Annotated in this window: 20 protein-coding genes; 10 read left to right on the forward strand and 10 right to left on the reverse strand. The window is 34.2% G+C overall.

Annotated features, from left to right (window positions below; translation table 11 throughout):
- Nucleotides 1–67: 67 nt before the first annotated feature.
- The 3 genes from ABEB31_RS07970 to ABEB31_RS07980 are packed head-to-tail and all read right to left on the reverse strand — an operon-like array spanning nucleotide 68 to nucleotide 2,674.
- A complete protein-coding gene (locus ABEB31_RS07970) occupies nucleotides 68–1,645 on the reverse strand; it encodes a S41 family peptidase (protein WP_347050837.1) in 1,578 nt (525 codons plus the stop codon).
- A complete protein-coding gene (locus ABEB31_RS07975) occupies nucleotides 1,646–2,077 on the reverse strand; it encodes a deoxycytidylate deaminase (protein ID WP_347050838.1) in 432 nt (143 codons plus the stop codon).
- A 3-nt stretch (nucleotides 2,078–2,080) separates the two neighbouring features.
- Entirely contained in the window at nucleotides 2,081–2,674 is a 594-nt protein-coding gene (locus ABEB31_RS07980) for a HupE/UreJ family protein (RefSeq protein WP_347050839.1), read from the reverse strand.
- Nucleotides 2,675–2,841: 167 nt separating this feature from the next.
- On the opposite strand from ABEB31_RS07980, the gene ABEB31_RS07985 reads away from it, so the two are divergent.
- Nucleotides 2,842–3,273, forward strand: a complete 432-nt coding sequence (locus ABEB31_RS07985; RefSeq protein WP_347050840.1) for a tellurite resistance TerB family protein — start codon at nucleotides 2,842–2,844, stop codon at nucleotides 3,271–3,273.
- Nucleotides 3,274–3,513: 240 nt separating this feature from the next.
- Here ABEB31_RS07985 and ABEB31_RS07990 read toward each other — a convergent pair whose 3' ends face one another.
- Both ABEB31_RS07990 and fbp read right to left on the reverse strand, forming a co-directional pair.
- Nucleotides 3,514–4,008, reverse strand: a complete 495-nt coding sequence (locus ABEB31_RS07990; protein ID WP_347050841.1) for a hypothetical protein — start codon at nucleotides 4,006–4,008, stop codon at nucleotides 3,514–3,516.
- Between the two features lie 144 nt (nucleotides 4,009–4,152).
- Nucleotides 4,153–5,157 carry a class 1 fructose-bisphosphatase gene (fbp, locus tag ABEB31_RS07995; RefSeq protein ID WP_347050842.1) on the reverse strand — a complete coding sequence of 335 codons (1,005 nt, stop codon included), beginning with the start codon at nucleotides 5,155–5,157 and terminating at the stop codon, nucleotides 4,153–4,155.
- 262 nt (nucleotides 5,158–5,419) lie between these two features.
- On the opposite strand from fbp, the gene ABEB31_RS08000 reads away from it, so the two are divergent.
- The 5 genes from ABEB31_RS08000 to ABEB31_RS08020 all read left to right on the forward strand — a co-directional run bounded on the left by ABEB31_RS08000 (nucleotide 5,420) and on the right by ABEB31_RS08020 (nucleotide 12,900).
- Nucleotides 5,420–5,908 carry a GNAT family N-acetyltransferase gene (locus ABEB31_RS08000; protein ID WP_347050843.1) on the forward strand — a complete coding sequence of 163 codons (489 nt, stop codon included), beginning with the start codon at nucleotides 5,420–5,422 and terminating at the stop codon, nucleotides 5,906–5,908.
- Nucleotides 5,909–5,989: 81 nt separating this feature from the next.
- Nucleotides 5,990–7,249: an aspartate kinase gene (locus ABEB31_RS08005; RefSeq protein WP_347050844.1), complete on the forward strand. Its 1,260-nt coding sequence runs from the start codon at nucleotides 5,990–5,992 to the stop codon at nucleotides 7,247–7,249.
- 222 nt (nucleotides 7,250–7,471) lie between these two features.
- On the forward strand, nucleotides 7,472–10,903 hold the full coding sequence (locus ABEB31_RS08010; protein WP_347051664.1) for a hypothetical protein: 3,432 nt from the start codon (nucleotides 7,472–7,474) through the stop codon (nucleotides 10,901–10,903).
- Nucleotides 10,904–10,966: 63 nt separating this feature from the next.
- Nucleotides 10,967–11,521, forward strand: coding sequence for a hypothetical protein (locus tag ABEB31_RS08015; protein ID WP_347050845.1), 555 nt, complete (start codon nucleotides 10,967–10,969; stop codon nucleotides 11,519–11,521).
- A gap of 296 nt (nucleotides 11,522–11,817) precedes the next feature.
- Nucleotides 11,818–12,900 (forward strand): glycosyltransferase, encoded by a 1,083-nt coding sequence (locus ABEB31_RS08020; RefSeq protein ID WP_347050846.1) that lies wholly within the window; start codon nucleotides 11,818–11,820, stop codon nucleotides 12,898–12,900.
- A 167-nt stretch (nucleotides 12,901–13,067) separates the two neighbouring features.
- On the opposite strand, the gene ABEB31_RS08025 is transcribed toward ABEB31_RS08020, so the two are convergent.
- From ABEB31_RS08025 to ABEB31_RS08035, 3 genes are all read right to left on the reverse strand, one after another.
- Nucleotides 13,068–14,363: a porin gene (locus ABEB31_RS08025; protein WP_347050848.1), complete on the reverse strand. Its 1,296-nt coding sequence runs from the start codon at nucleotides 14,361–14,363 to the stop codon at nucleotides 13,068–13,070.
- A gap of 163 nt (nucleotides 14,364–14,526) precedes the next feature.
- Nucleotides 14,527–15,615, reverse strand: a complete 1,089-nt coding sequence (locus ABEB31_RS08030) for a sensor histidine kinase (RefSeq protein WP_347050850.1) — start codon at nucleotides 15,613–15,615, stop codon at nucleotides 14,527–14,529.
- Between the two features lie 235 nt (nucleotides 15,616–15,850).
- Nucleotides 15,851–16,534, reverse strand: a complete 684-nt coding sequence (locus ABEB31_RS08035) for a response regulator transcription factor (RefSeq protein ID WP_008465097.1) — start codon at nucleotides 16,532–16,534, stop codon at nucleotides 15,851–15,853.
- A 233-nt stretch (nucleotides 16,535–16,767) separates the two neighbouring features.
- Between ABEB31_RS08035 and ABEB31_RS08040 the strand changes: the two genes are divergently transcribed.
- The 4 genes from ABEB31_RS08040 to ABEB31_RS08055 all read left to right on the forward strand — a co-directional run bounded on the left by ABEB31_RS08040 (nucleotide 16,768) and on the right by ABEB31_RS08055 (nucleotide 22,547).
- Nucleotides 16,768–19,542: a TonB-dependent receptor gene (locus ABEB31_RS08040; RefSeq protein WP_347050853.1), complete on the forward strand. Its 2,775-nt coding sequence runs from the start codon at nucleotides 16,768–16,770 to the stop codon at nucleotides 19,540–19,542.
- A gap of 200 nt (nucleotides 19,543–19,742) precedes the next feature.
- Nucleotides 19,743–20,873 (forward strand): hypothetical protein, encoded by a 1,131-nt coding sequence (locus tag ABEB31_RS08045; RefSeq protein WP_347050854.1) that lies wholly within the window; start codon nucleotides 19,743–19,745, stop codon nucleotides 20,871–20,873.
- 204 nt (nucleotides 20,874–21,077) lie between these two features.
- The gene (locus tag ABEB31_RS08050; RefSeq protein WP_347050855.1) at nucleotides 21,078–21,416 is read left to right on the forward strand and encodes a T9SS type A sorting domain-containing protein; all 339 of its coding nucleotides are present in this window, start codon (nucleotides 21,078–21,080) and stop codon (nucleotides 21,414–21,416) included.
- Between the two features lie 150 nt (nucleotides 21,417–21,566).
- On the forward strand, nucleotides 21,567–22,547 hold the full coding sequence (locus ABEB31_RS08055) for a LuxE/PaaK family acyltransferase (RefSeq protein ID WP_347050856.1): 981 nt from the start codon (nucleotides 21,567–21,569) through the stop codon (nucleotides 22,545–22,547).
- Nucleotides 22,548–22,600: 53 nt separating this feature from the next.
- Here the strand turns inward: ABEB31_RS08055 and ABEB31_RS08060 are convergent, their stop codons facing one another.
- Nucleotides 22,601–22,942, reverse strand: coding sequence for a hypothetical protein (locus ABEB31_RS08060; protein ID WP_347050858.1), 342 nt, complete (start codon nucleotides 22,940–22,942; stop codon nucleotides 22,601–22,603).
- Nucleotides 22,943–23,083: 141 nt separating this feature from the next.
- Entirely contained in the window at nucleotides 23,084–24,382 is a 1,299-nt protein-coding gene (gene tyrS, locus ABEB31_RS08065; protein WP_347050860.1) for a tyrosine--tRNA ligase, read from the reverse strand.
- Nucleotides 24,383–24,639: the final 257 nt, after the last annotated feature.

Raw genomic sequence — 24,639 nt, forward strand, 5'->3', positions numbered from 1 at the left:
AAAATCCGAAACTAAATATTATCTCCCTGGATTAGCATATCAGACCATTTGTTGTCTCTGAATTTGTTTATTTCTTCGGATGCAAAACTGTTTTTATCATCGCGTCATCTTTTAGGATCACATCATAATAATACAATTCTCCGTATAATTGTCTGGCGAATTCGGCAGTTATATAACGATTTACCAGGGCTTTGGTTTTATCGAGTTTTAAATCCAGACCGGTTTGTAAAATATAGTTTCTAAATTTCTTAAAATAAACATCTGAGTTTTTCATTTTAGCTAAAAATTCGCCAAACTGAACGCCATCAAAAGTATGACGGTTTTTATCTAATTCCTCAAAAACAAAATGACCAACAATTCCCGTTTGCAGCAGGTACGCTACGTTTTCATTTCCGTGCTCGGCTTCAATCGGTACAAAAACATCCGGAACGATTCCGCCACCCCCGTACACGATTTTACCTTTTGGTGTTTTAAATTTTAAGGAATCTGCCAGTTTAATACTGTCTTTTGCATACAATTCTCCTGTTGCAACTCTGGATTCTGACTCTTTAAAATATTCTTCGTTTCCTTTTTTATAAGGTTTCTGTATAGATCTTCCTGTTGGCGTATAATATCTCGCAACGGTTAATCGCACCGCAGATCCATCATTAAAATCCATTTCTCTTTGCACAAGACCTTTTCCGAAAGAGCGTCGTCCCACAATTGTTCCGCGGTCATTGTCCTGAATGGCACCGGCCAAAATTTCGCTGGCAGAAGCACTGTTTTCATTAATTAAAACATACACTTTCCCCGTTTCAAAACTACCGGCTTTTGTGGCGTATGTTTTTTCGGTTGTACCATTTTTACTTTTTGTAAAAACGATCAATTGTTTATCTTTTAAGAATTCGTCTGCAATTGCAATCGCCTCTTCCATATAACCGCCGCCATTATCGCGAAGGTCAATTACCAGCGATTCAATTCCTTTTTGTCTGAGACGGGTTAAACCTGTTTTAAACTCATTAAAAGTAGTTTCGGCAAAACGATTGATTTTAATATAACCGGTTTTGTTTCCAATCATAATCGACGCATCGACACTTTTTATTGGAATAACATCTCTTTTGACCTTAAATTTTAATTTCTTCTGTTCGGATTTTCTAAATACAGTCAACTCGATTTCAGAACCCTGAAGTCCTTTTAATTTTGAAAACAAGCTGTCTGAAGGCAGTCTTCTTCCATATAATTTGGTTTTGCCCGCGAATAAAATCCGGTCTCCCGATTTTAATCCCGCTTTCGCGGAAGGGCCGTTTTCTATCGGTTTTATAATCGCGACCGAATCTTTATACATATAAAAATTAATTCCGATTCCGACAAAATCGCCTTTCATACTTTCGGCAACTTCTGCCTGTTCGCTTGGCGGAATATAAACAGAATGTGGGTCTAATTTTGAAAGAATATTATCGACGGTAAGGTTTACAATCGAATCGGTATTGACACTGTCAACATATTCTGTATTGATAAAGTCAATAAGTTTATTAAGCTTGGTTTTAGAGTAATTTTTAGCCAAAAGCTGATCATTAGCGGGAGCATTCATTACGCTTCCTGCTATGGTTCCGAGAGCAAAAGTTGCTCCGATTACGATTGGTAAATATTTTGAATTAAATTTCATTTACTCTTCTAAAACAGGAATATGTTCTACCTCAACGCCTGCTTTTATTAAAAATTGAATTCCGGAATCATCGCGATATCCATCTTTATACACCACTCTTTTTATACCGGACTGATGTATTAATTTGCTGCATTCCTTGCAAGGTGACAGCGTAATATATAAGGTTGCCCCTTCGCAGGATTGTGTCGAACGTGCCACTTTAAGAATTGCGTTTGCTTCTGCGTGCAATACATCCCAGCGTGTTAAGCCATCTTCATCTTCGCAGCAATTTTCAAATCCGGACGGCGTTCCGTTGTAACCATCAGAAATAATCATTCTGTCTTTTACGATAATCGCCCCGACCTGTTTACGTTTACAGTATGAAAGCAGACTCCATTCTTTTGCAATTCGAAGATACGCTTTATCGTACTTATTCAATTTTTTTATTTCCATTATTTATCTGTTCCAGATCGGACTTTCGATAATCATCGGAATTACAACTCCAATGATAAAAGCCGACATTACAAGTGCCCAGTCGCGTTTTGAAAAACGAAACACAGTCTGCACGATATATGAAATTACTAATACTACAAACACCACAATTAACTGCGCCGCTTCGATCCCTAAGGCAAACTCTCCTAAAGGTATTAATTTTGATGTTGGCGATCCTCCTAAAATAGTTTTAAAATAATTGGAGAAGCCAAGACCATGAATAATCCCGAAGAATAAAGTTATAAAAAATACCAGATTTATACTATCATTTTTAGAAGTCTTTCCTGCCGTAAACAAATGATAAAGAGCTGTTATTAAAATGGTTATCGGAATCAGGAATTCAACCAGATTTACTTTAATCGTTACAATTCCGTAAACTGAAAGTATTAAAGCCAAAGTATGCCCGATGGTAAAAATGGATACTAATACAAAAATTCTTTTCCAGTCTTTAAATAAATAGGGAACGGTTAAAGCGATTAAAAAAAGAACGTGATCGTAAGCATTGATATCTAAAACGTGTTTTAATCCTATTTGAAAATAAATCCAAAATTGTGACATAGGTATATTTAAATTTAATAATTAGGGGTTGTAAACTTACGATTAATTTTCAAAACTAAAGATTTCAATGTCAAATCCTGCATCAAAAATAAGTTAAATTTTATGAGAATTTTAAAAACAATAATTTAAAAAATGGGCTATATTTGTTTCTTAAAAACTAATTAATTATGCCATTTTCAGAATTATTTGATAACGAATTCAAACAAAGAAACAGAGGTCATTTCTCTGCTATAGTTCGTGTAGCATTTGCTGACGGAAAGATAAATCCACAAGAACAGGAATTTTTAAATAAAATTGCTTCTACATTACAAATTTCAGATGAGGAATATAGAGAAATCCTTGCAGATCCATGGAAACATCCAATAAATCCTCCTTATTTATATACGCAACGTCTGGAGCGTTTATATGACCTGGCGAGAATGGTACACGTTGACCACCACTTAGGTGATTTACAGGAAGTAATGTTAAGACGTATGGGACTAGCTTTAGGCTTTACTCCGGGTAATGTAAATTATATTGTTGCAAAAGCACTTTCTTTAGTAGATAAAAAAGTAGATTTGGATACTTTCCTTTTCGAAATGGAAAATATGAATAAATAATATTTACAACTCAGTTCTGAGTAGTTAGTACTTAGTTATACATAATTTATTGAGAGCCAGCAGATTAAAAATATGCTGGCTTTTTTTATTTTTACCATCAAAATGTTTTACAAAACAAAGCCCGACAGGTTCAAACAAACTATCGGGCTTTATTCCCTACATTTACGGACCGACTTCAACTTAAAACAAACTAAGTTATTTTTAAAATTTACCGTCGTTGTTCTGTGAAGTAGCACTTTATCATTTGACTTTCTGTTCCAAAACAAACTTACCTTCAAGTCCGCCTTTAAAAGGCACTTCAACGTTTTTTATTCCGTCAAAAGCTGATGGACTAACAAATTCAAATTTAAAATTCGAATTACCATTGTCTGTTATTTTAAGAGAATAACCGGCAATATAATATCTTTTCTCAGGAGCATAAAATTCGACCTGAACTAATTGTTCGTCAGCAGTGCCCGGACCATACGAATATTCACCACTCAAATTTTCTTGCGTTGAAGGAAAAGAAATATCAATGTAAAGAAATTCATCATTTCGATCATTACTGGCAACAAACCTAACTTTCTTCTGCGAATTAAAACTTGCTTCTTCATAAGAGTAAACCGCTTTATCAGGTCTAAACGATATTCCGTCAATAACTATTGAAGAACTTACATTGATTTTATCATCATCATCATCTGAACATGAAGTAATACAACAAAGTAAAACCAATAGCAATAAAGTAACTTTTTTCATACTTAAATTTTTAATCAAATATATACAAAACATATATAAATACAGAACGTTAATCAGCCGAATTTTAAATCAAAAAAACCTAACAGTTTTAAAACTATTAGGTTTGAGTTGTGGCTGAATATTAAACCTGAAAGCTGAATACTTTTACTGAGCTGCCATAAACTCTTCCGCTTTTTCTACCATATTATAACTTCCGCAGAAAAAAGGAACTCTTTGGTGCAGTTCGGTTGGCTGGATTTCCATAATTCTTCCAAAACCGTCTGTAGCCTTTCCCCCAGCCTGCTCTGCTAAAAATGCCATCGGATTACATTCGTACAACAAACGTAATTTCCCTTTTGGTGCTTTTGAACTTGTCGGATAAATATAGATACCGCCTTTAATCATATTTCGATGAAAATCGGCTACTAAACTTCCAATATATCTTGAAGTGTACGGTCTGTCTTCTTCTTCTCTCTGGCAGTATTTAATGTAATTTTTTACGCCCTGCGGAAAATGGACATAATTTCCCTCATTGACCGAATATATATTTCCATCTTTCGGAAATTTCATATTTGGATGTGAAAGGTAAAATGTACCAATTGCCGGATTTAACGTAAAACCATTTACACCATATCCTGTTGTATAAACCAACATAGTCGAAGTTCCGTAAATTACATAGCCCGCTGCCACCTGATTGATTCCCGGCTGTAAAAAATCCTCGCTTGTTACCGGGGTTCCCATTGGCGTAATTCTTCTGAAAACAGAAAAAATAGTTCCAACAGAAACATTCACATCAATGTTTGAAGATCCGTCAAGCGGATCTATTAAGATCACGTACTTATTATTATGACAGTTGTCGCTCCCCTGAACTGTGATAAAATCGTCGTTTTCTTCTGAAGCAATACCACAGACAATCTCACGGTTTATTAACGTCTGGATAAATACTTCGTTGGCATAAACATCTAACTTTTGCTGGTCTTCTCCCTGAATATTTTGTTCGCCTGCGGCTCCAATAATATCCACCAGACCTGCCTGGTTTACTTTATGATTGACAACCTTGGCTGCCAACCGGATAGAGTTGATAATCCGGGAAAGTTCTCCCGAAGAATACTGAAATGCTTTTTGGTTCTCAATAATAAACTCTCCCAGTGTTTTATTGCGTTCTTCCATTTCTAAATCGTTATAGTTTTAAATTTAAGTCACAAATATCGTTTTTTTTGTGAGAATGATTTAAAAATTATTTCGTTAGTTTGCTCTTATTGTATATTTGCTAATATTCGGCAGCAAGCAACAATTAAAACGGTGTTTTATTAGATAATAAATACTTAAAAATACGAATACCTGAAATTGCTCCTTTTATACCTTTGTCAATACAAATCTTATACAGGAAAAAGCGGTACAGAACAGGACAAAAAAAGAGAATTGATTAATTATGAATATTAGAAAAGGGAATCCTGAAGACATGAAATCGGTGTTGGAGCTTATTCAGGAGCTGGCAATATTCGAAAAAGAACCCGAAGCGGTTGTCATTACAGAAGAAGATTTAATACGTGACGGTTTTGGTGACAAACCATTATTTCATGTATTTGTTGCAGAGGTTGAAAATGACGAAAAACAAAAAGAAATTGTTGGAATTGCGCTGTACTACTATCGTTATTCTACCTGGAAAGGAAAAACAATTCACCTGGAAGACTTAATTGTAAAAGAAAAAATGCGTGGTACCGGTTTGGGATCTGCCCTTTATTCTGAAATTATGAAACAGGGAAAAAGAGACAATGTCAGAAGAATAGAATGGAATGTTCTGGAATGGAATACTCCGGCGGTAAATTTCTACAAAAATTCCGGCGCCAAAATTCTGGAAGACTGGCAGGTCGTGCAAATGGATGAAGCCGGCGTTAATGCGTTCTTAGAAAAATTATAATAATAAAATTAAGATTCGCCCAAATCTGAAATCTATCCCGTCCCGAAGTTTCGGGATCGGACTAAAATCTATAAATTAATAATGAGAGTATTTAAATTTGGAGGAGCATCGGTAAAAGATGCAGATGGAATTAAAAATGTTTACGACGTTTTACAAAAAGTAGGTTACGAAGATGTAATTCTTGTAGTTTCGGCTATGGGAAAAACAACCAATGCTCTTGAGGTTGTTATTAAAAATTATTTTGAAAAATCGACAGAATTGAATTCTTCTGTTCAGGAAATAAAAAAATACCACAATCAAATATTGCTGGATTTATTTGAAGATGAAAACAATGCCGTTTTTGCAGCTGTGAATGCACAGTTTGCCGAACTGGAATATTTTTTAGCACATAATAAATCGCCAAATTACAATTTCGTTTACGATCAGGTGGTTAGTTTTGGAGAATTGATTTCTACTAATATTTTAAGTCATTTTATGAATTTCATGGGCATTCAGACGCAATGGTTGGATGTTCGTAATTTCATTAAAACCAATGCCAATTACAGAGATGCAGAAGTAGACTGGGAAACGACACAACAAAATATCAGCAAAAATGTCCCGAGAAAACAGCTCAATATCACACAGGGATTTTTAGGCGCTGACGAAAATAACTTTACTACAACTTTAGGACGTGAAGGTTCAGATTATACTGCAGGTATATTTGCGTATTGCTTAAATGCTGAAAGTGTAACAATCTGGAAAGATGTTCCGGGAGTTATGAATGCCGATCCGCGTTATTTTGAAAATGCAAGTTTATTAAACCAGATTTCGTATCGTGAAGCTATCGAATTGGCGTTTTACGGAGCAACGGTAATTCACCCGAAAACATTACAGCCATTACAGAAAAAAGAAATTCCATTATATGTAAAGTCTTTTATCAATCCTTTATTAAAAGGAACCTGCGTTTCTAAAGGTGTTGATTTAGAACCGCAATATCCATGTTTTATTGTAAAGAGAGAACAATTATTAATTTCGCTTTCTTCAATTGATTTTTCTTTTATTATGGAAGAAAACATTAGTGAGATTTTCGGATTATTCCATGAATTCAAAATCAAAGTAAACCTGATTCAGAATTCGGCAATTAGTTTTTCTGTTTGTGTGGAAGATAAATTTGGAAATTTCGGCGAATTGAATTCTATTCTTTCGAAAAAATTCAAAGTTGATTTTACCGACAACGTAACATTATATACTATTCGTCACTTTACAGAAGAAGCATCGCACACTGTTGAGTCAAACAAAGAAGTTTTACTAAAACAGGTAAGTCGCGAAACGATGCAAATTGTGACAAAAGAACTCAATTAATTTCTTAGTGTTAATTATTCAATTCATTATAAAAGGTTTCATCTTAACGGATGGAACCTTTTTTTTGAACATCGGGATATCCGGCCGATTCGCTTTCGCGAAGGCGGAATCTAAAAAAATTCTCTATTGAAAAACAAAAAATGTCATTTGGCAATCAATTGGCAGGGACAATATTTTACCAATTATAAATACTACTTTTGGCTTTTGAGAGTTAAAGTATTTATGTTGAAAAAATTACTGTTTTTTACGGTGTTTCTTTTCTGTTCTGCGCTTCAGGCACAGGAAACAGAATCGTTGTATAAAACCAAAAAAGTAATGGCTTCAAAAGACACTATCCGTCTGGAAAAAGCAAGTATTAATTCCGGCTTTTTTGAAATTTTAAATACCAAAAACGAACGAATTGATTCAACTTTTTATAAGGTTGATTTTCAAAAAGGCTTTTTTCTTTTAAATGAAAATTCCCAATTCTCTTCAGACACCTTAATTGTAAATTACCTTCAGTATCCGGATTATCTGACCAAAGAATATAGCCTTTACAAATCAGATCAGATCGTGAGCGGCGATGTCGGAACAGCAAAATTATACCGCATTGACAATCCAAATTCGAAAAAAGTCACCCCTTTTGACGGCTTAAATACTTCCGGAAGCATAACGCGCGGTGTAACGATTGGGAACAATCAAAGCACGGTTTTAAATTCTAACCTGGATCTGCAGATTACCGGAAAAATTTCAGACAAGGTGAGTTTACGGGCTTCCCTGCAGGACAGTAATATTCCGTTGCAGGATGGAGGTTATTCACAAAAACTGGATCAGTTTGATAATATTTTTATGGAGCTTTTTAGTGACAACTGGAACATTCGCGCAGGAGATGTTTTTCTCGAAAACAGGAAAACACAGTTCTTAAGTTTCAATAAAAAGGTACAGGGAATTTCAGCAAGTTTTGATTTTGATAACGGAAAGGCGAAAACAAATGTTTTTGCTTCGGTTGCTTTTGTAAAAGGTCAATATGCCAGAAGCACTTTTACAGGTCAGGAAGGAAATCAGGGTCCGTATAAATTAAAAGGACAGAGCGGCGAATTGTATGTTCTTGTTATTTCTGGTTCAGAACGTGTTTATGTAAATGGCGTTTTACTAAAACGCGGCGAAAACAATGATTATGTTATTGATTATAATGCCGGAGAAATTGTGTTTACTTCACTTTTTCCTATTACTTCAGAAATGCGTATTAATGTTGAATACCAATATTCTGAACGAAACTATAATCGACTGGTCACGTATGCCGGAGTAACGCATGAAAATAAAAAATGGAGTTTTGGCGGTTATTTATATGCTGAAAACGATTTAAAAAACCAGCCTTTACAGCAAAATCTTTCTCCTGAGCAAGTTCAGATTCTGAGTCAGGCGGGAGACGATGTCAACTTAATGAAAGCACCTTCTGCTTACGAGGACGCTTATGCGGACAATAAAATTTTGTACAAAAAATTGAGTATCAATTCGGTTGAAGTTTATGAATATTCTAATAATCCCGCTGATGTTTTGTACAATGTAAGGTTCAGTCAGGTGGGTTCTAACGGAGGAAATTATATTGTTCAAAATAATAATTCTGTGGAAAGAATTTATCAGTATGTTGAACCTGTAAACGGAATTCTACAAGGAAATTACGAACCCATTATACAACTTGTTCCTCCAATTAAACTTCAGGTTGCAACATTTCTTGGAAAGTATAATCCGAATGAAAAAACTTTGGTTGACGTTGAACTGGCTGTCAGCAATAATGATCAAAACTTATTTTCGGGAATTGATGATGCTAATAATAAAGGAATTGCTTTTAAAACCAATCTTAAAAAACGTCTTTTTTCCAGAAGCTGGAATTTAGATGCTTTTGCTAATTATCAATTTGTCGAGCAGAATTTTAAATCGGTCGAACGTTTGTATAATATCGAATTTAACCGCGACTGGAATTTAAACGGAGCACTTTTTGGCAATCAGAGTTTATTGGTAACAGGTTTGAATTTTGATTTGTTTTCGAAAAAGAAAACTTCCAATATCGGTTTATTGACGTATCAGTTTGAAAAACTAGATTTCAGTGAAAGTTATTCAGGTACCAGACATACAACAAATGCTTTATTTAAATTGAAAAAATGGACCATTGAAAATAACGGAAGTTTCCTAAATTCTGATGCGACGGCTTCGACTTCAAAATTTATTCGAAATCAAACCAGAACCAAATATCATTTTGGAAAAAACTGGATCGGCGGAAGTTTTCAACTCGAAGACAATCAGGAAAAAGATAAAGTGACCAATCAGTTTTCGGCTTTAAGCCAAAGATTTTCTGAATATGGTTTCTTTACCGGCCGTGGCGACAGTACAAAAGTCTTTGTTGAAATCGGATTTTTGCAGAGAAAAAACGACAGTTTGCAAAACGGACTATTACAACATGTCAACAATTCGCAAACTTATTATTTTAAGTCAAAATTAATTCAAAATAAAAAAACAGATTTAGCGGTTTACGCAAGTTATCGAAATCTCGATTTTACGGATGATAACAGAGAAAATGAACCTTCATTAAATTCAAGGGTTTTATATAATGACCGTTTTTTTAATCAGTTCATGCAAATTGGAACTGCTTACGAAACCAGTTCTGGAACCATCGCACAACAGGAATTTACCTATGTAGAAGTTCCTACAGGACAAGGCGTTTACACCTGGAACGATTATAACGGAAACGGTATTCAGGAATTAGAAGAATTTGAAATTGCGGTTTTTCAGGATCAGGCCAAATATGTGCGAATCTTTTTGCCCAATCAGGTTTATATTAAAACCAATCAGAATAAGTTTTCGCAATCTTTAACTTTAAATCCGCTGCAATGGCAAAATGGAAAAGGTTTCAAAAAACTGCTGTCTCATTTTTACAATCAGACATCTTTTATTCTGGACAGAAAAGTGAAAAGTGAAGGTGAAAAATTAGAGCTTAATCCATTTGATTCATCAGAGGAAAATATTTTAGGTCTGAATTCGAGTTTTAGAAATAGTTTATTTTACAATCGCGGCAGACAAAACCATTCTGTAACGTATTCTTATTTGGTAAACAAAGGAAAAAATCTGCTTTCTATTGGTTCGCAACAGGTTCAGAATTATTCCCATCAGCTTCAATACACACATTTGTATCAAAAAAGCTGGCTGTTTAATTTCTTCACTAAAACGATTAAAACCGATTTAGTTTCAGAAGATTTTGTCGAGAAGAATTATGATATTAAAGGATGGCAAATTGCTCCGAAGGTCAGTTATTTATTTTCGAAAAATACCAAACTGGATTTCTTTTATGAACTTCAAAACAAGAAAAATCAAATTGGAAATTTCGAAACTTTAGAACAAAACAGAATCGGAACCTCATTCTCTTATGCCGGCGAGAAGAAAATAACCGTGAATGGTGAATTTTCTTTTTATGAAAATAAATTTATTGGAAACGAATTTTCATCAGTAGGTTTTCAGATGTTAGAAGGGCTTCAGGCTGGTTCCAATCTGGTTTGGAAGTTACTCCTGCAGAAGAACATAACTTCTTTTCTGGATGTAAATTTAAATTATCTCGGACGTAAAAGCGAAACAGGTTCAACCATCCATACAGGAAATGTTCAGCTGCGTGCATTTTTTTAATCACGCACGAAAAAGATTACAGAAAATTGTTTAATTTTATTTCAAATTTAAACATATAACCTTATGAAAAAATTAGTATTAATCTGTTTATTAGGAGTTTTCTCTTCTAATTTCTACGCACAGGAAACGACTTCAAAAACAGCGAAAAGCAAAACAGAAAGTTCAGCAAAAAAAGCAAAATCGACAGCAGACAAAGCTTCTGCAGATGCGAAAAAAGAGGCAACAAAAGCCAAAAAAGCAGCAGATGAAGCAAAAGATGCATCGGCTAAAGCTAAAAAAGAATCTGCCGACAAGGCTAAAACCGCTGCCGATAAAGAAGCAGCGAAAGCTAAAAGCGATGCTAAAAAAGCAACAGCGGAATCTGAAAAAGCAAAAAAAACTGCCGACAAAGCAAAAGCAGATGCTAAAAAAACAACTGTAAAAGCAGATGCAGCAACAAAAGATGCAGCAAAAGCAAAAAAATCGGCAACCAAAACTTTAAAAGAGACCAACGAAAAAGCGCCGTCTGTTCCAGATAAAATTACCGGCGAATACAATGGTAAAAAAGTGTATACGGGTCCAAGGGGCGGTAAATATTACATTAATAAAAATGGCAATAAAACGTATATTCAGGATTAAGCTTCTGAGCTTCTGAGCTTCTGAGCTTCTCTGTACAATAAAACCGAACTTATGTTCGGTTTTTTTGTTATAAGCAGATCGGCACTTTTATTAACTCAGAAAATAAGCAGTTAAAAGAAACTTAGAATCTTAGTAACTCAGAAACTTAGTAGCTGGGAGCTTAAAAAAAACTTAGAATCTTAGTAACTCAGAAACTTAGTAACTTAGCACCTATAAAGAAGTTAATAATTTAGTAATATGTCCGAAATATCATAAAAAGTATATTTCTCTATCTTCGTTTTTAAAACGTGTTAAAAATGAGCATTGATTATTCTGCGAATAAAACTATTTTAGTAGCTCCATTAAATTGGGGACTTGGCCATGCTACCAGATGTATTCCGATTATTAAAGCGCTTCAGGAGAATAATTATATTCCGATTATTGCGTCTGACGGTGTTGCACTGGCTTTGTTGCGAAAAGAGTTTCCTTATATACAAACTTTAGAATTGCCTTCTTATCAAATTGAATATGCAAAGAATGGTAAAAACTTTAAATGGAAACTCATCAAAAATCTCCCAAAAATGATTACCGCTATTTTGGACGAGAAAAAAATGATTAATCGCTGGATTAAAAAACACGGCATTGATGGTATAATTTCTGATAACCGACTGGGCGTTTTCAGCAAAAAAATACCTTCTGTTTTTATGACACATCAATTGAATGTGATGACAGGAAATACTACCTGGTTTACGAGTAAATGTCATCAATATTTTATTAAAAAATATACAGAATGCTGGGTTCCCGATACAAATGACGAAGTTAATCTTACCGGAGATTTAGGTCATCTTAAAAACAGCCAACTCAATTTAAAATACATTGGCCCGTTAAGCCGAATGAAGAAAAAAGAAACTCCAAAGGTTTACGATCTGATGATTATATTGTCGGGACCTGAACCTCAGCGTACTTTTTTAGATGAAAAATTGCAAAAAGAAACCGCAAATTATCCCGGAAAAGTAGTATTTGTACAGGGAGTTGTAGAAAAAACACAGACCAAACGGGAGAATGGAAATGTAACGTATTATAACTTTATGAATTCGAAACAGCTTGAACAAACTTTTAACGAAAGTGAATTTGTTCTTTGCCGTTCGGGCTACACTACCGTAATGGATTTGGCAAAACTGGGAAAAAAAGCTTTTTTTATTCCCACACCAGGCCAATATGAACAGGAATATTTAGCAATAAAACTTCAGGAAGAAAATCTGGTTCCGTATGCTTTGCAGGATGATTTTACCATTAATAACTTAGATAAAGTAAAATCTTTTAAAGGTTTATCCCAATTTAAAAATGAGATTAACTGGGATTCTCTTTTTACTGTTTTTGAAGATTCTGCTACGCAATAAAAAATTGGAACACGGATTAAAAATGATTTTTTGATTATTAGCAAGCAATTCCTAAATAAAAAAACCTCCAGCTAAGCCAGAGGTAGTTCCTGTTTTTTTGATGTATTCAAAATTAGCGATATCAACGTTTTGGCGACAGTAATCGATTTTATCTGCGTAACATTGTACTAGAAATTAAACTGGGCTTGCAATCTTAGTAAGTTTCCCTGTTGTCTGTTTATTGGCAGGGCACTGTCTTCAAACCTTCTGTCGGCAATTACATATTCTGCAGTAAGCTCAAATGCTTTAAAAGGCTGCCATTCTATACCTAATTCGTAATCACGAACAACATAACTTCTGGCGTCTTTTTCGTATTTTTTACCTCCGTCGTAATATTGAAATTTAGCAAAAGGATAAATGTGCTGCTTTTTAATATCCAGTTTATAGTTTAATAAAACATATCCGCCATTTAAATCTGTTTCGTCTACCGTATTGGTAAGAGTATTATATCGGGGCCCGGTTCCGATGTTGTATTCTGTCTGGATTCCGAATGGTTTTGGATATAAAACGAAAGTCGCTCCAACACGTTGATCTTTTACATACTGCGGATCATTTACTGTAACTCCAGGTGAAATTTCTCCTGTAAAAGCCCACTTTCCTGTATAAGCCTGAATTCCCGGTTCTATAATCTGATTTCCAATTACAAAAGGATATGTTACTCTTGCCACGACATTAAGATCTCTGTTTCCGTCTAACTTATTAGCAATCTGTCCGTTGTAAACTCCAAAGGCAAAAACTCCAAAATCTCCTGAACCTTTGAAACCGTCTTTTACCAACATTGCGAAACGCTCTCTAATCTCTGCCGGAGCCCAATAGAAGAAAAGTCCCAAGTCACGTTCGTTTAATATTGCACTGTTCATTGCATCGTTACGATCTAAAGCCAAACGCTGAGAACTGGACTGCATATTTTCAAAACCATACGGTATTTTACTTTGTCCGACACGAAGGCGATATTCTCTTTTCTTGTCGAAAGAAAGATCAAAATAAAGGTCGCGAATCTGCACAAAGTTCTGAATTCCTGTACTTGGCGAACTGGCAAAATCGGGTTGAAAATAAAAGAAAACATTGGGATGGACCTGTCCGGAAAATACTAAACGGGCACGGCGAATAAAAAGTCCGTTATTTGCTTTTGCATCAGGAGCTGTAGAAGTTGTTCCCCAGGATTTATCACATTGATCGCAGGAAACTTTGTCATTGGTAGAAAACAAACCATTGTATCGAATTTGCGCATAACCTCTCAATGAGATTCTGTCGTACCAGTGTTCCTCTCCACTCACACCAGATTTTGTATCCGGAAGTTTTGACTTATTAATGGAATCTAAAAGACGCATTACTTCGTTTTTTACATCCTGTTTATTTAATTCCTGGGCTTTTGCACCGCAAGTGATCACTAATAAAACTGCAACAATTATTTTTTTTATCATCTCTTTTGTAATTCCCTTAATTTCAGGATGCAAAGATGACTCACCTATGTTAAGAAATCATTAACCAGATGTTACTATAATAAAAATTTAATGTTACGGACTAAATCCGTGTGTTTCTTTATTGTTAAAACCCTTTGTTTTAGGGCTTCCAGCGTAAGTCAGCTTACATTTTCTTAATATCAGCTTTTGAGTATTTGTTGGCTTTTTCAAGCGTAAAAGAGAACTCCGAACCAATTCCGAACTCACTTTCAACATATACTTTCTCTTTATGCGCTTCTATAATATGCTTTACGATCGCCAATCCTAATCCCGAACCACCTTCAGATCTTGTTCCGCTTTTGTCAACTCTGTAAAAACGTTCAAAAAGTCTTGGAATGTTTTGTTTTTCAACTCCTTCTCCATTATCACTAATTCTGATTAAGACTTTTTTCTTCGTAAGGTTTACCACGCCAACTTCTGTCAAACCACCTTCTTTTCCATATTTTATAGAATTGACAATCAGGTTTTCCAAAACCTGCTGAATTCTGTCTTTATCTCCACGGATAATTACAGACTGAATGTTTTTACTCTCAAAAGCCAATTTGATTTTCTTTTTGTCGGCTTTCATTTCCAACAATTCAAAAACATTCTGAATGAGTTCGACAATATCAAAATCAGTCATATTTAGATCTAAATCACCCGATTCTAATTTGGTAATCATATCGAGATCTTCGACGATATAAATAAGACGCTCTACTCCTTTTTCGGCACGTTTTAAATATTTTTTTCTGATATTTTTATCGTCCATTGCACCATCAAGCAAAGTTGAAACATATCCCTGAACGGTAAATAAAGGCGTTTTTAATTCGTGCGAAACGTTTCCTAAAAATTCTCTGCGATACTGCTCACGTATTTCCAGCATTTCGATTTCCAGCTTTTTATCTGTGGCAAACTTTTTCACTTCACGCGAAAGCGTTTCCATATCTGTATTTATCGGCTGATTGATAAGTGTTGTCGATTCTAATAACGAAACCTCATCATAGATTTTTTTAACACGTCTGTAAATAAAACGCTCTACACGATATTGCAGTACGAGGAAAGAAAATATATAAATGCTGATAATGAAAATTATTCCAAATGCTATTTGGTGTTTCAGCTGCTGTTCTTTGTAGAATAAAGACATCAGCATAAGCACAAATCCTGTCGAAAACAGACTTATATATAATGCCGATTTAATAGCAAATTTGTATGTTTTTTTAAAATTAATCTTCATTGAAAAATGGAACTATTAAGATATTAAGAAAATTAAGTTTTGTAATGAATACTCGAATAACTCAAAAACCATATAAGAAAATGAAGATTTATGGTCTTCAGTTTCTTATATGGTTTAAATGTATTGAATATTATAAAATTATTTGAATGTATTTTAAACTTTTCTAAATTGAGGTTATTAACCTTAGCTGCTTAGTAAATCAGTTCCCAAGGTTTCGGGATCAGCAACTTAAAGACTAAACTTCAAATTTATAGCCTACACCTTTAATAGTTTTAAAAAGGTCCTCACCGATTTTCTCGCGCAGTTTTCTAATGTGCACATCTATTGTTCGTCCTCCAACTACCACTTCATTTCCCCAAACTTTATCCAGGATTTCGTCTCTTTTAAAAACTTTTCCTGGTTTAGAAGCCAGTAAATAAAATAATTCAAATTCTTTTCTTGGTAAAGCAATTTCTACATTGCCTTTTATGATTTTGTATTCCTCACGGTTAATCTCGATTCCGCCAACATTTAAAGTATCTGTAACAACTTCTTGTTCTTTTAATCTTCTTAACAGCGCCTTTACTTTAGATACCAATAATTTTGGTTTGATGGGTTTTGTAATATAGTCATCAGCACCTGCATCAAAACCAGCTACTTGCGAGTAATCTTCGCTTCTTGCTGTAAGGAATGTTATGATAACATTATTTAATTCCGGAATTTTTCTAATATGCTCGCAAGCCTCCATTCCGTCCATTTCTGCCATCATCACGTCCATGATAATTAATTCTGGAAGCTCTTTTTGTGCTTTTGCTATAGCATCTTTTCCATTAGAAGCTGTAACAATCTGATAGCCTTCCTGAGCAAGGTTATAGCCAACGATTTCTAAGATATCTGGTTCGTCGTCAACTAATAAAATCTTAGTTTGTGTTTTTTTCATAAATAGCAAAAATTGAGATTTTTATACCGAAACTTTTTCATTAAACATTCGGTATTTCTTATTTCACAGGGTAAATATACTAACAAAAGAACCTTTAAAAAATGGTGTTAACCGTAATTTAATCTCGTAACAATTTGATAATCTTAACAACACAAAAACATAACAAGTACGTAACATCGACTTTACAGCGCGGTTCTTTCTTTGCACCAAAATAAATTAAACACAACACTGAAATGAAATTCAATTTAAAATTTCTATTAATTGCATTATTTATCTGTACGGTTTCGATCGCGCAAAACAAAGGTACGATTTCTGGAGTTCTAACCGACAAGGAAATGAACAATGAAGTTTTACCGTTTGCTAATGTTTTAATTAAAGGTACAAATATTAGCGTAAATACAGACGTAGACGGAAAATATTCGTTGAGCGTAAATCCTGGAAATTACACTTTAATTTTTAGTTTTTTAGGATATGAATCGATTGAAACTCCAGTCGCTGTAAAGGCAGCCGAAACTGTGGTGATCAATCAGGCACTTTCTTCGGGAAGTTATACTCTTAAAGATGTAGTGGTTCAGGCATCAACAGGAAGCAAACAAAAGGAATCTGCTTTGCTTTTGGAACAGAAAAATGCTGTGTCTTTTAAAGCTGCAATTGGTGCAGAAGAAATAGCAAGAAAAGGAGTTAACGACGTAGCTAACGCAGTTGCTAAGGTTAGTGGAGTTTCTAAACAGGATGATTCTGGAAATGTATTTGTAAGAGGTCTTGGTGACAGATACAACGTAACTACATTAAACGGCCTTCCTTTACCTTCTAATAACCCGGCCAATAAAAATATCTTATTAGAGATCTTCACAACAAATATTGTGGATAACATTGGAGTAAGTAAAACTTTTGAATCTCAAAACTATGCCGATTTTGGAGGTGCAAACATTGATATCAGTTCAAAAAAATTTACTGGAAAACCTTTTGTTAGTTTTTCTATCGGAACAGGTGCTAATACAAACGTATTAGGACAAGATCACTTTTACCTGCAAGACGGACCAACATATACTGGTTTTAAAAAAGTAGGTGTTCCTAACGCGCCTTTACTGCCTTATAGTTATGCAACAAGTTGGGACAGACAGGATAATAAAAATGTGTTAAATGCATTCTACACATTATCTGCAGGAAAGAAATTTAACTTAAATGACGAAAGTTCTATTGCGACTTTTATTACTGGATCATTTAGTGCAAAAAATAAATTTACAGAAGGATACAGCAGAGGAGGAATTACTTCTGACGGAGACATATTTTCTGATTTTTACAGAACAGCTTACAAACACAGCACTACAACAACAGTTATGGGTACGGCTGATTACAAAATCAATAATAAAAACTCGATATTTTTCACTTCTTTATTCTTAAATTCAAGTGATCAGGATTATAGCGAATATGAAGGAACAAACCAGAATTTTGATGGTGGTGGAGATGCACTTCAACAAATTACAGGTTTCATCAAACGTGGTACTTTCGAAAGAACTCAATTAATTGTAAATCAATTAACGGGTAAAAATAAATTTAATGACCAGTGGAATTTAAACTGGGGAGTTGGATATAGCCTGTCTAACAGTGCAATTCCGGATCGTATGCAAAACTCTTTTGTTCATGCTCCAAACGGAATTGATTACACGTTTTTTACAAACTCAAACATCAACAATCACCGATTTTTTCAGGACTTAAAGGAAAATGAAATCGCTGCTAATATTGCATTATCATATAACTTCAGCAAAAAAAGCGATGACACTTACAAAGGAAAAGTAACTGTGGGGTATTCGGGAAAATTCAAGGACGTAGATTATAATATGGAACAATATTCATTCTTCCCTAACAGAACTACGATTTCTTTTCCTAAAGAAGAAATTCACAATGTAGACAACTACTTAGATCCTGCACATTGGGGTTCATCATACTCAAACAGAATCAATCAGATTTATAATGGAAATTTAGATATTAATGCTGCATTCTTAAATGTGCAATATTCTTTAACTGAAAGATTAAGTGTAATATTAGGGGCAAGATTAGAACAATTGAATCAAAATGTGTTTTATATCACAACTACAGTTCCACAAGGTGGTAATTCTGACGATTCAAAGTTTAACATTCTACCTAGTTTAATATCGAAATATACATTAACAGAGAAGCAAAATTTAAAATTCTCTGCCAGTAAGACGTATACACTTCCACAGTTTAAAGAAAAAGTGCCAATTATTTACGAAGATGTTGCACAAGCATATGAAGGAAATCCAAATTTATACGCTTCGACAAATTACAACTTCGATTTAGGATGGGAATATTTCCCTAAAGGCGGAGAGCTAATCTCTGTAACTGCTTTCGGAAAAATTATCCAAAATCCAATTAACGAAATGTTCCTGAATTCTTCTTCAAATGATATTTCTTATGCAAATACTGGTGATAAAGCAACAGTTGCAGGAGTTGAACTAGAATATAGAAAAGACATTTTTGAAATTGAAAAAAATGATAATTTAAAAACAAAACTATCTTTTGATGCTAACGGATCTTACTTGTATACAAATCAGGATTTGAGTAATGAAAAAGTAAATAATGAAAATGATTTTGGAGCTAACTTTACTTTTACAGATAGTAAATTAAGTGGCGCTTCGAATTTCTTAGCTAATGCAAATCTTTCATTTATGAATGAATTTACAGAAACTAAAGATATAACAGCAACATTATCTTACTCGTATTTTTCAGATAAATTAGCAGTAATTGGAACTTCCAGAGTTGGTAATATGGTTGACAAAGCTGTAAATAAATTAGACTTTATTTTAAACACAAGTTTGACTAAAAGTCTAAAGTTAGGTCTTATTTACAACAACATTTTAAACCCAACTTTTGAACGTGTACAAGAACAAGGAAAAGTGCCAGGAAAAGAATCTGTTGGTGACATAACAGTTACTTCTTATAAAGCAGGGTCTGATTTAAGACTTACTTTAAACTACACTTTTTAAATATAACCTAAATACAGAAATAAAGGTGATTAGCTTATACTAATCACCTTTTTTTTATTCTCCGCAATGTAAATTTTATATTAAGCAAAAACTAATTTAGCATATTATACTTAATATATTGTTAATGCCGTCTTAACTCAGCAAAAACATACATTCATTTACTTTGCCTTGAATAAATAAAACAATAAAACACAACAAAAATGAAAAAAAGTTTATTTGCAATGGCTGCAATATTAGGACTTGCTTTAACAAGCTGTAGTTCTGATGACAACAACAAAAACACTAACAATAGTTCTTTTGTTTTAAAAGTTGACGACTTGAAAGGAGAAATCCAAGATGGAACAGTAACTTTAGATCCTACACAAACTTATACTTTAACAGGAGGTTTAATAGTTAAAGGTGGAGCAACTTTAGTTATTCCTGCTGGAACAGTAATCAAAAGTTCTGCTACTGCTGCTGCAACATCTTTATATATCGCTGTAGAAAGAAATGCTAAAATCAACATTAATGGTACTGCTGCTAAACCAGTAATCATGACATCTGGAAAAGCAACTCCGGCTCAAAGTGACTGGGGTGGATTAATCATCGCTGGTAATGCAAAAGTAAACACTGGAGATAATGGTACATCTGAAGTAGGTAGTTTAAGCTACGGAGGTAATGATAATGCAGATTCTTCTGGAAATATTAACTTCTTGAAAATTTCTTACACAGGTTCTAAATATACAGCTGAAAAAGAATACAATGGAGTTTCTTTCTTCGGAGTAGGTTCTGGAACTGTAGTTTCTGATATCTACACTTACGAAAGTGGTGATGACGGTATCGAATTCTTCGGAGGAGCGGTAAACGCTACTAACTTAGTAATCGTAAACTCTTACGATGATTCATTAGATTTCGCTGACGGATGGCAAGGTACTGCTACAAATGTTTACATTAAAGGTGTTACTAAAGCTGGTGTTGAAGGATCTACTAATGCAAAAGATCCAAGTACAGCTGTTCCGATGACTAATGCTAAAATTACAAACATCTCTATTATTAAAGGTGATGCTCCTTTCTTAGCTGACGAAAAAGCAATCAATTACAAAGAAGGTGGTGGAAAACAAGCTTACACAAACTTATTTGTTGCTGACGGTATGCCAACAGATTTAGCTAAATTATCTGCTGATGCTGGTGCAACTGCAAACATTGCTGCTGGTAACTTTACTATCACAAACTATACTTTTGGAGCTTCTGTAACTAATTTAGCTGGTCCTAAATTATCAGGAACTATTACAGGTGCAATTGGTGCTGGTGCTGGTGTGGACTTACCAACATGGGCCAACTGGACTAAATAATTCAAACTTTTATAAAATAGAAAAAGCTGTCTGAAATACTTCGGACAGCTTTTTCATTTTAATATAGTTACTGATTTAAAATATATTTCTGATATAACAAGTTCCAACACACACTGTTAAAAACATCCTAAATATGCAAGATGTTTTTTTTTGGCTTCATTTTTGTAATTTTTTTTGTATATTTACAATAATCAAATACATGCGATGGCAAAAAACTACTTTTATATTACATTCTTATTGGCATTTTTCTTTACTGTAAGCGTCTCTGCGCAGGACAGCAAGCAACTACCAAGAACTCAGGAATCTACTTCTATTGAGGGGCTTAGTTTGTACCCTAATCCGGTTACTAATGGAAAAGTATACATCTCTTCTAAAAACGATTTAGAAAAAGACGTGATTGTTTTTGATATCTTAGGAAAAAAGGTACTTCAGGCCCATTTAACATCAAAAGAACTGAACGTTTCAGATTTACCTCCTGGTGTTTATATTATCAAAATAAGCGAACAAAACGCATCGGCAACCCGCAAACTCATTATTCGGTAAAACATAGAGAAAGCTCCTTTTATAAGGAGTTTTTTTAGTATTAAATTTTCAGCCTTTTAGTTTACAGTTTACCTAATTGAAAAATAGTCTCTGAATACTAAAAAACTCAGCACTAAACATTAAAAGTAATATCTTTGCAAAAAAAAAGTTTTGATCACAGCGCAGGATATATTTACCATTTCGAGTCAGAAACAATTTGAAAAAATAGCACTAAAAGTGTTCCGTTTTCAACACGAAAACAATAAGGTTTATCGCGATTTCTGTGATTTTCTAAACGTTAATCCACAACAGGTAAAATCGTTGAAGCAAATTCCTTTTTTGCCCATTCAGTTTTTCAAAAGTCACGATGTAGTGTCCAATTCAGATCCTGCAGAAGTAACTTTTACCAGCAGTGGTACCACCGGAATGATTACCAGTAGACATTTGGTCACAGATGTTACGCTTTATGAAGAAAGTTACCGCAAAGGATTTTCGCAATTTTACGGTAACATAGAAGATTACGTTGTTTTAGCCCTTTTGCCGTCTTATTTGGAGCGTGACGGTTCGTCATTAATTTATATGGTTGAAGATTTAATACAACTTTCTAATCAGCCTGAAAGTGGGTTTTATTTACACAATCATGGAGAACTTACCCAGAAGCTTTTAGAATTAGAAGAAAGAGGGCAAAATGTTATCTTGATTGGAGTTACTTACGCTTTATTAGATTTAATCGAAAAACATCAATTCAATCTCCAAAACACCATTATTATGGAAACTGGAGGAATGAAAGGAAAACGCAAAGAAATGATTCGTGAAGAATTGCACGAAATTTTATGCAAAGGTTTTGGCGTTTCTGCCATTCATTCCGAATATGGAATGACCGAACTTTTAGCGCAGGCTTATTCTTTAGGCGAAGGCGTTTTTGAATGTCCGTCGTGGATGAACATTTTAATTCGCGATCCCGAAGATGCTCTCACTTACGTGAATGACGGAAAAACAGGCGGAATCAACGTGATCGATTTAGCCAACATTAACTCATGCTCCTTTATTGCCACACAGGATCTAGGCAAAAAAAATCCCAACAACTCTTTTGAAGTATTGGGACGTTTTGATAATTCTGATATTCGTGGTTGTAATTTGATGGTGCTTTAAATTAGTTTAATCGTTTAACCGTAAAAAGCAATTAACGGATCAAACAATAAAAACTAAACTTCCTCTGTTAAACCGATATTTTCTATACTATCTTTTTCAGTACGTGCTTTTTCTTTTTCTCCTCGATATTCGAGTAGTTTATACATTCCATAACAGCCTAAACCTCCACAAAGAACAAATAAAATGTTCCATCCCGGGTTGATAAAATCTTCCTCAGTTGTGTCAATTCCATTAATAAAAACAGACACAAGACCCGTAATAAATCCCGCAATGATAGTACTTCCGTAGTAACCCACAATTCCGATGAAAAAATAAGTCCATTTGTTCTTATCGTATTCAATAGCCAAATTGGTAAACGATTTCCAAATCCAATAAATAAATAAAATTCCCAGCATAGTTGTTTAGTTAGTTTGAAGGAATAAACTTAGTAAAAAAACTTTTACATTTTTATTACTAAAATGATAAAAATAAAAAGTCCCAATAAACATTAGCTATTGGGACTTTCATTTATTCAAATTGATAAATTCGATTAACCGTTAAACAGCACGAATCACAAAATAATTCTTCTTACCGCTTTGTAATAATACAAACTGATTATTAATCAAATCATTCGCAGTTAAAACAAAATCTTCTTTGATTTTTTCTCTGTTTACAGAAATAGAATTTGCTGTTAAAGCTCTTCTCGCCTCTCCGTTAGATTTAAAAAAACCTGTTTTTTCGTTTAAAACAGCAATGATATCCAATCCGTTTTCTAAATCTGCTTTTGCGATTTCAGCTTGTGGAACTCCGTCAAAAACTTCTAAGAAAGTAGCTTCATCCAATTTTTTCAAATCTTCCGCAGTCGAATTTCCAAACAAAATATTCGAAGCCTGAATTGCTTTTTCTAATTCTTCTCTATTGTGAACAAAAACAGTAATTTCTTCCGCTAATTTCTTTTGTAGAATTCTTAAATGCGGCGCTGCTTTGTGCTCTTCAATCAGGGTTTCAATAGTTTCTTTATCTAAGAAAGTAAAGATTTTAATATATTTTTCAGCATCTGCATCGGTTGCGTTTACCCAAAATTGGTAGAATTTGTAAACAGAAGTTTTATCAGCATCTAACCAAACATTCCCACCTTCCGATTTTCCAAATTTAGATCCGTCTGCTTTAGTGATCAAAGGTGTTGTTAATGCATACGCTTTCGCATTTTCACCACCCATTCTGCGTACTAATTCTGTTCCGGTAGTAATATTTCCCCACTGGTCAGAACCGCCCATTTGTAAGATACAGTTGTTGTTTTTATATAAGTGATAAAAATCGTAACCCTGAATTAATTGGTATGTAAACTCTGTAAAAGACATTCCCTCGCCAATTTCTCCGTTTAATCTCTTTTTTACAGAGTCTTTGGCCATCATATAATTTACCGTGATTCGTTTTCCAACTTCACGTGCAAAATCAATAAAAGAGAATTCTTTCATCCAATCGTAGTTATTCACCATAACCGGTGCATTTTGATCAGTTGAATTAAAATCTAAGAAACGGGACAAAACACTTTTAATTCCGGCAACGTTTTTTGCCAAAGTCTCTTCATTCAATAGATTTCTTTCATCCGATTTTCCGGAAGGATCTCCAATCATTCCTGTTGCCCCACCAACCAAAGCAACTGGTCTGTGTCCGAAATTTTTCAGATGAACCAGCAAAATAATCTGAACCATACTTCCGATATGCAATGAATCTGCCGTTGGATCAAAACCAATATAAGCCGTTGTTACTTCTTTTAGTAATTGCTCTTCCGTTCCAGGCATACTATCATGATATAACCCGCGCCATTTTAATTCTTCAACTAGATTCTTCATTTTTTTAAAATATTTTGCGCAAATATAAGGATTGTGAATTGCAATCTCAAAAATGTTCCGCCACAAAGACATTAAGACACAAATATTCGCCACGAATTATACAAATTTCTCGAATTGTAATTTCATTTTATTAAAAGGAAAATTGGAGCAATTTGTGTAATTAGTGGCAAAAACAAAACCTTGCAGCTTGCAAGTTCAAAAACTTCGCGTCTTTGTGTCTTCGTGGCAAAAACAAAAACCTATGCAACTTTGTCCCT

This window comes from Flavobacterium olei (genome assembly GCF_039749035.1).
In the GTDB taxonomy this organism is placed as follows: Bacteria; Bacteroidota; Bacteroidia; order Flavobacteriales; family Flavobacteriaceae; genus Flavobacterium; species Flavobacterium olei.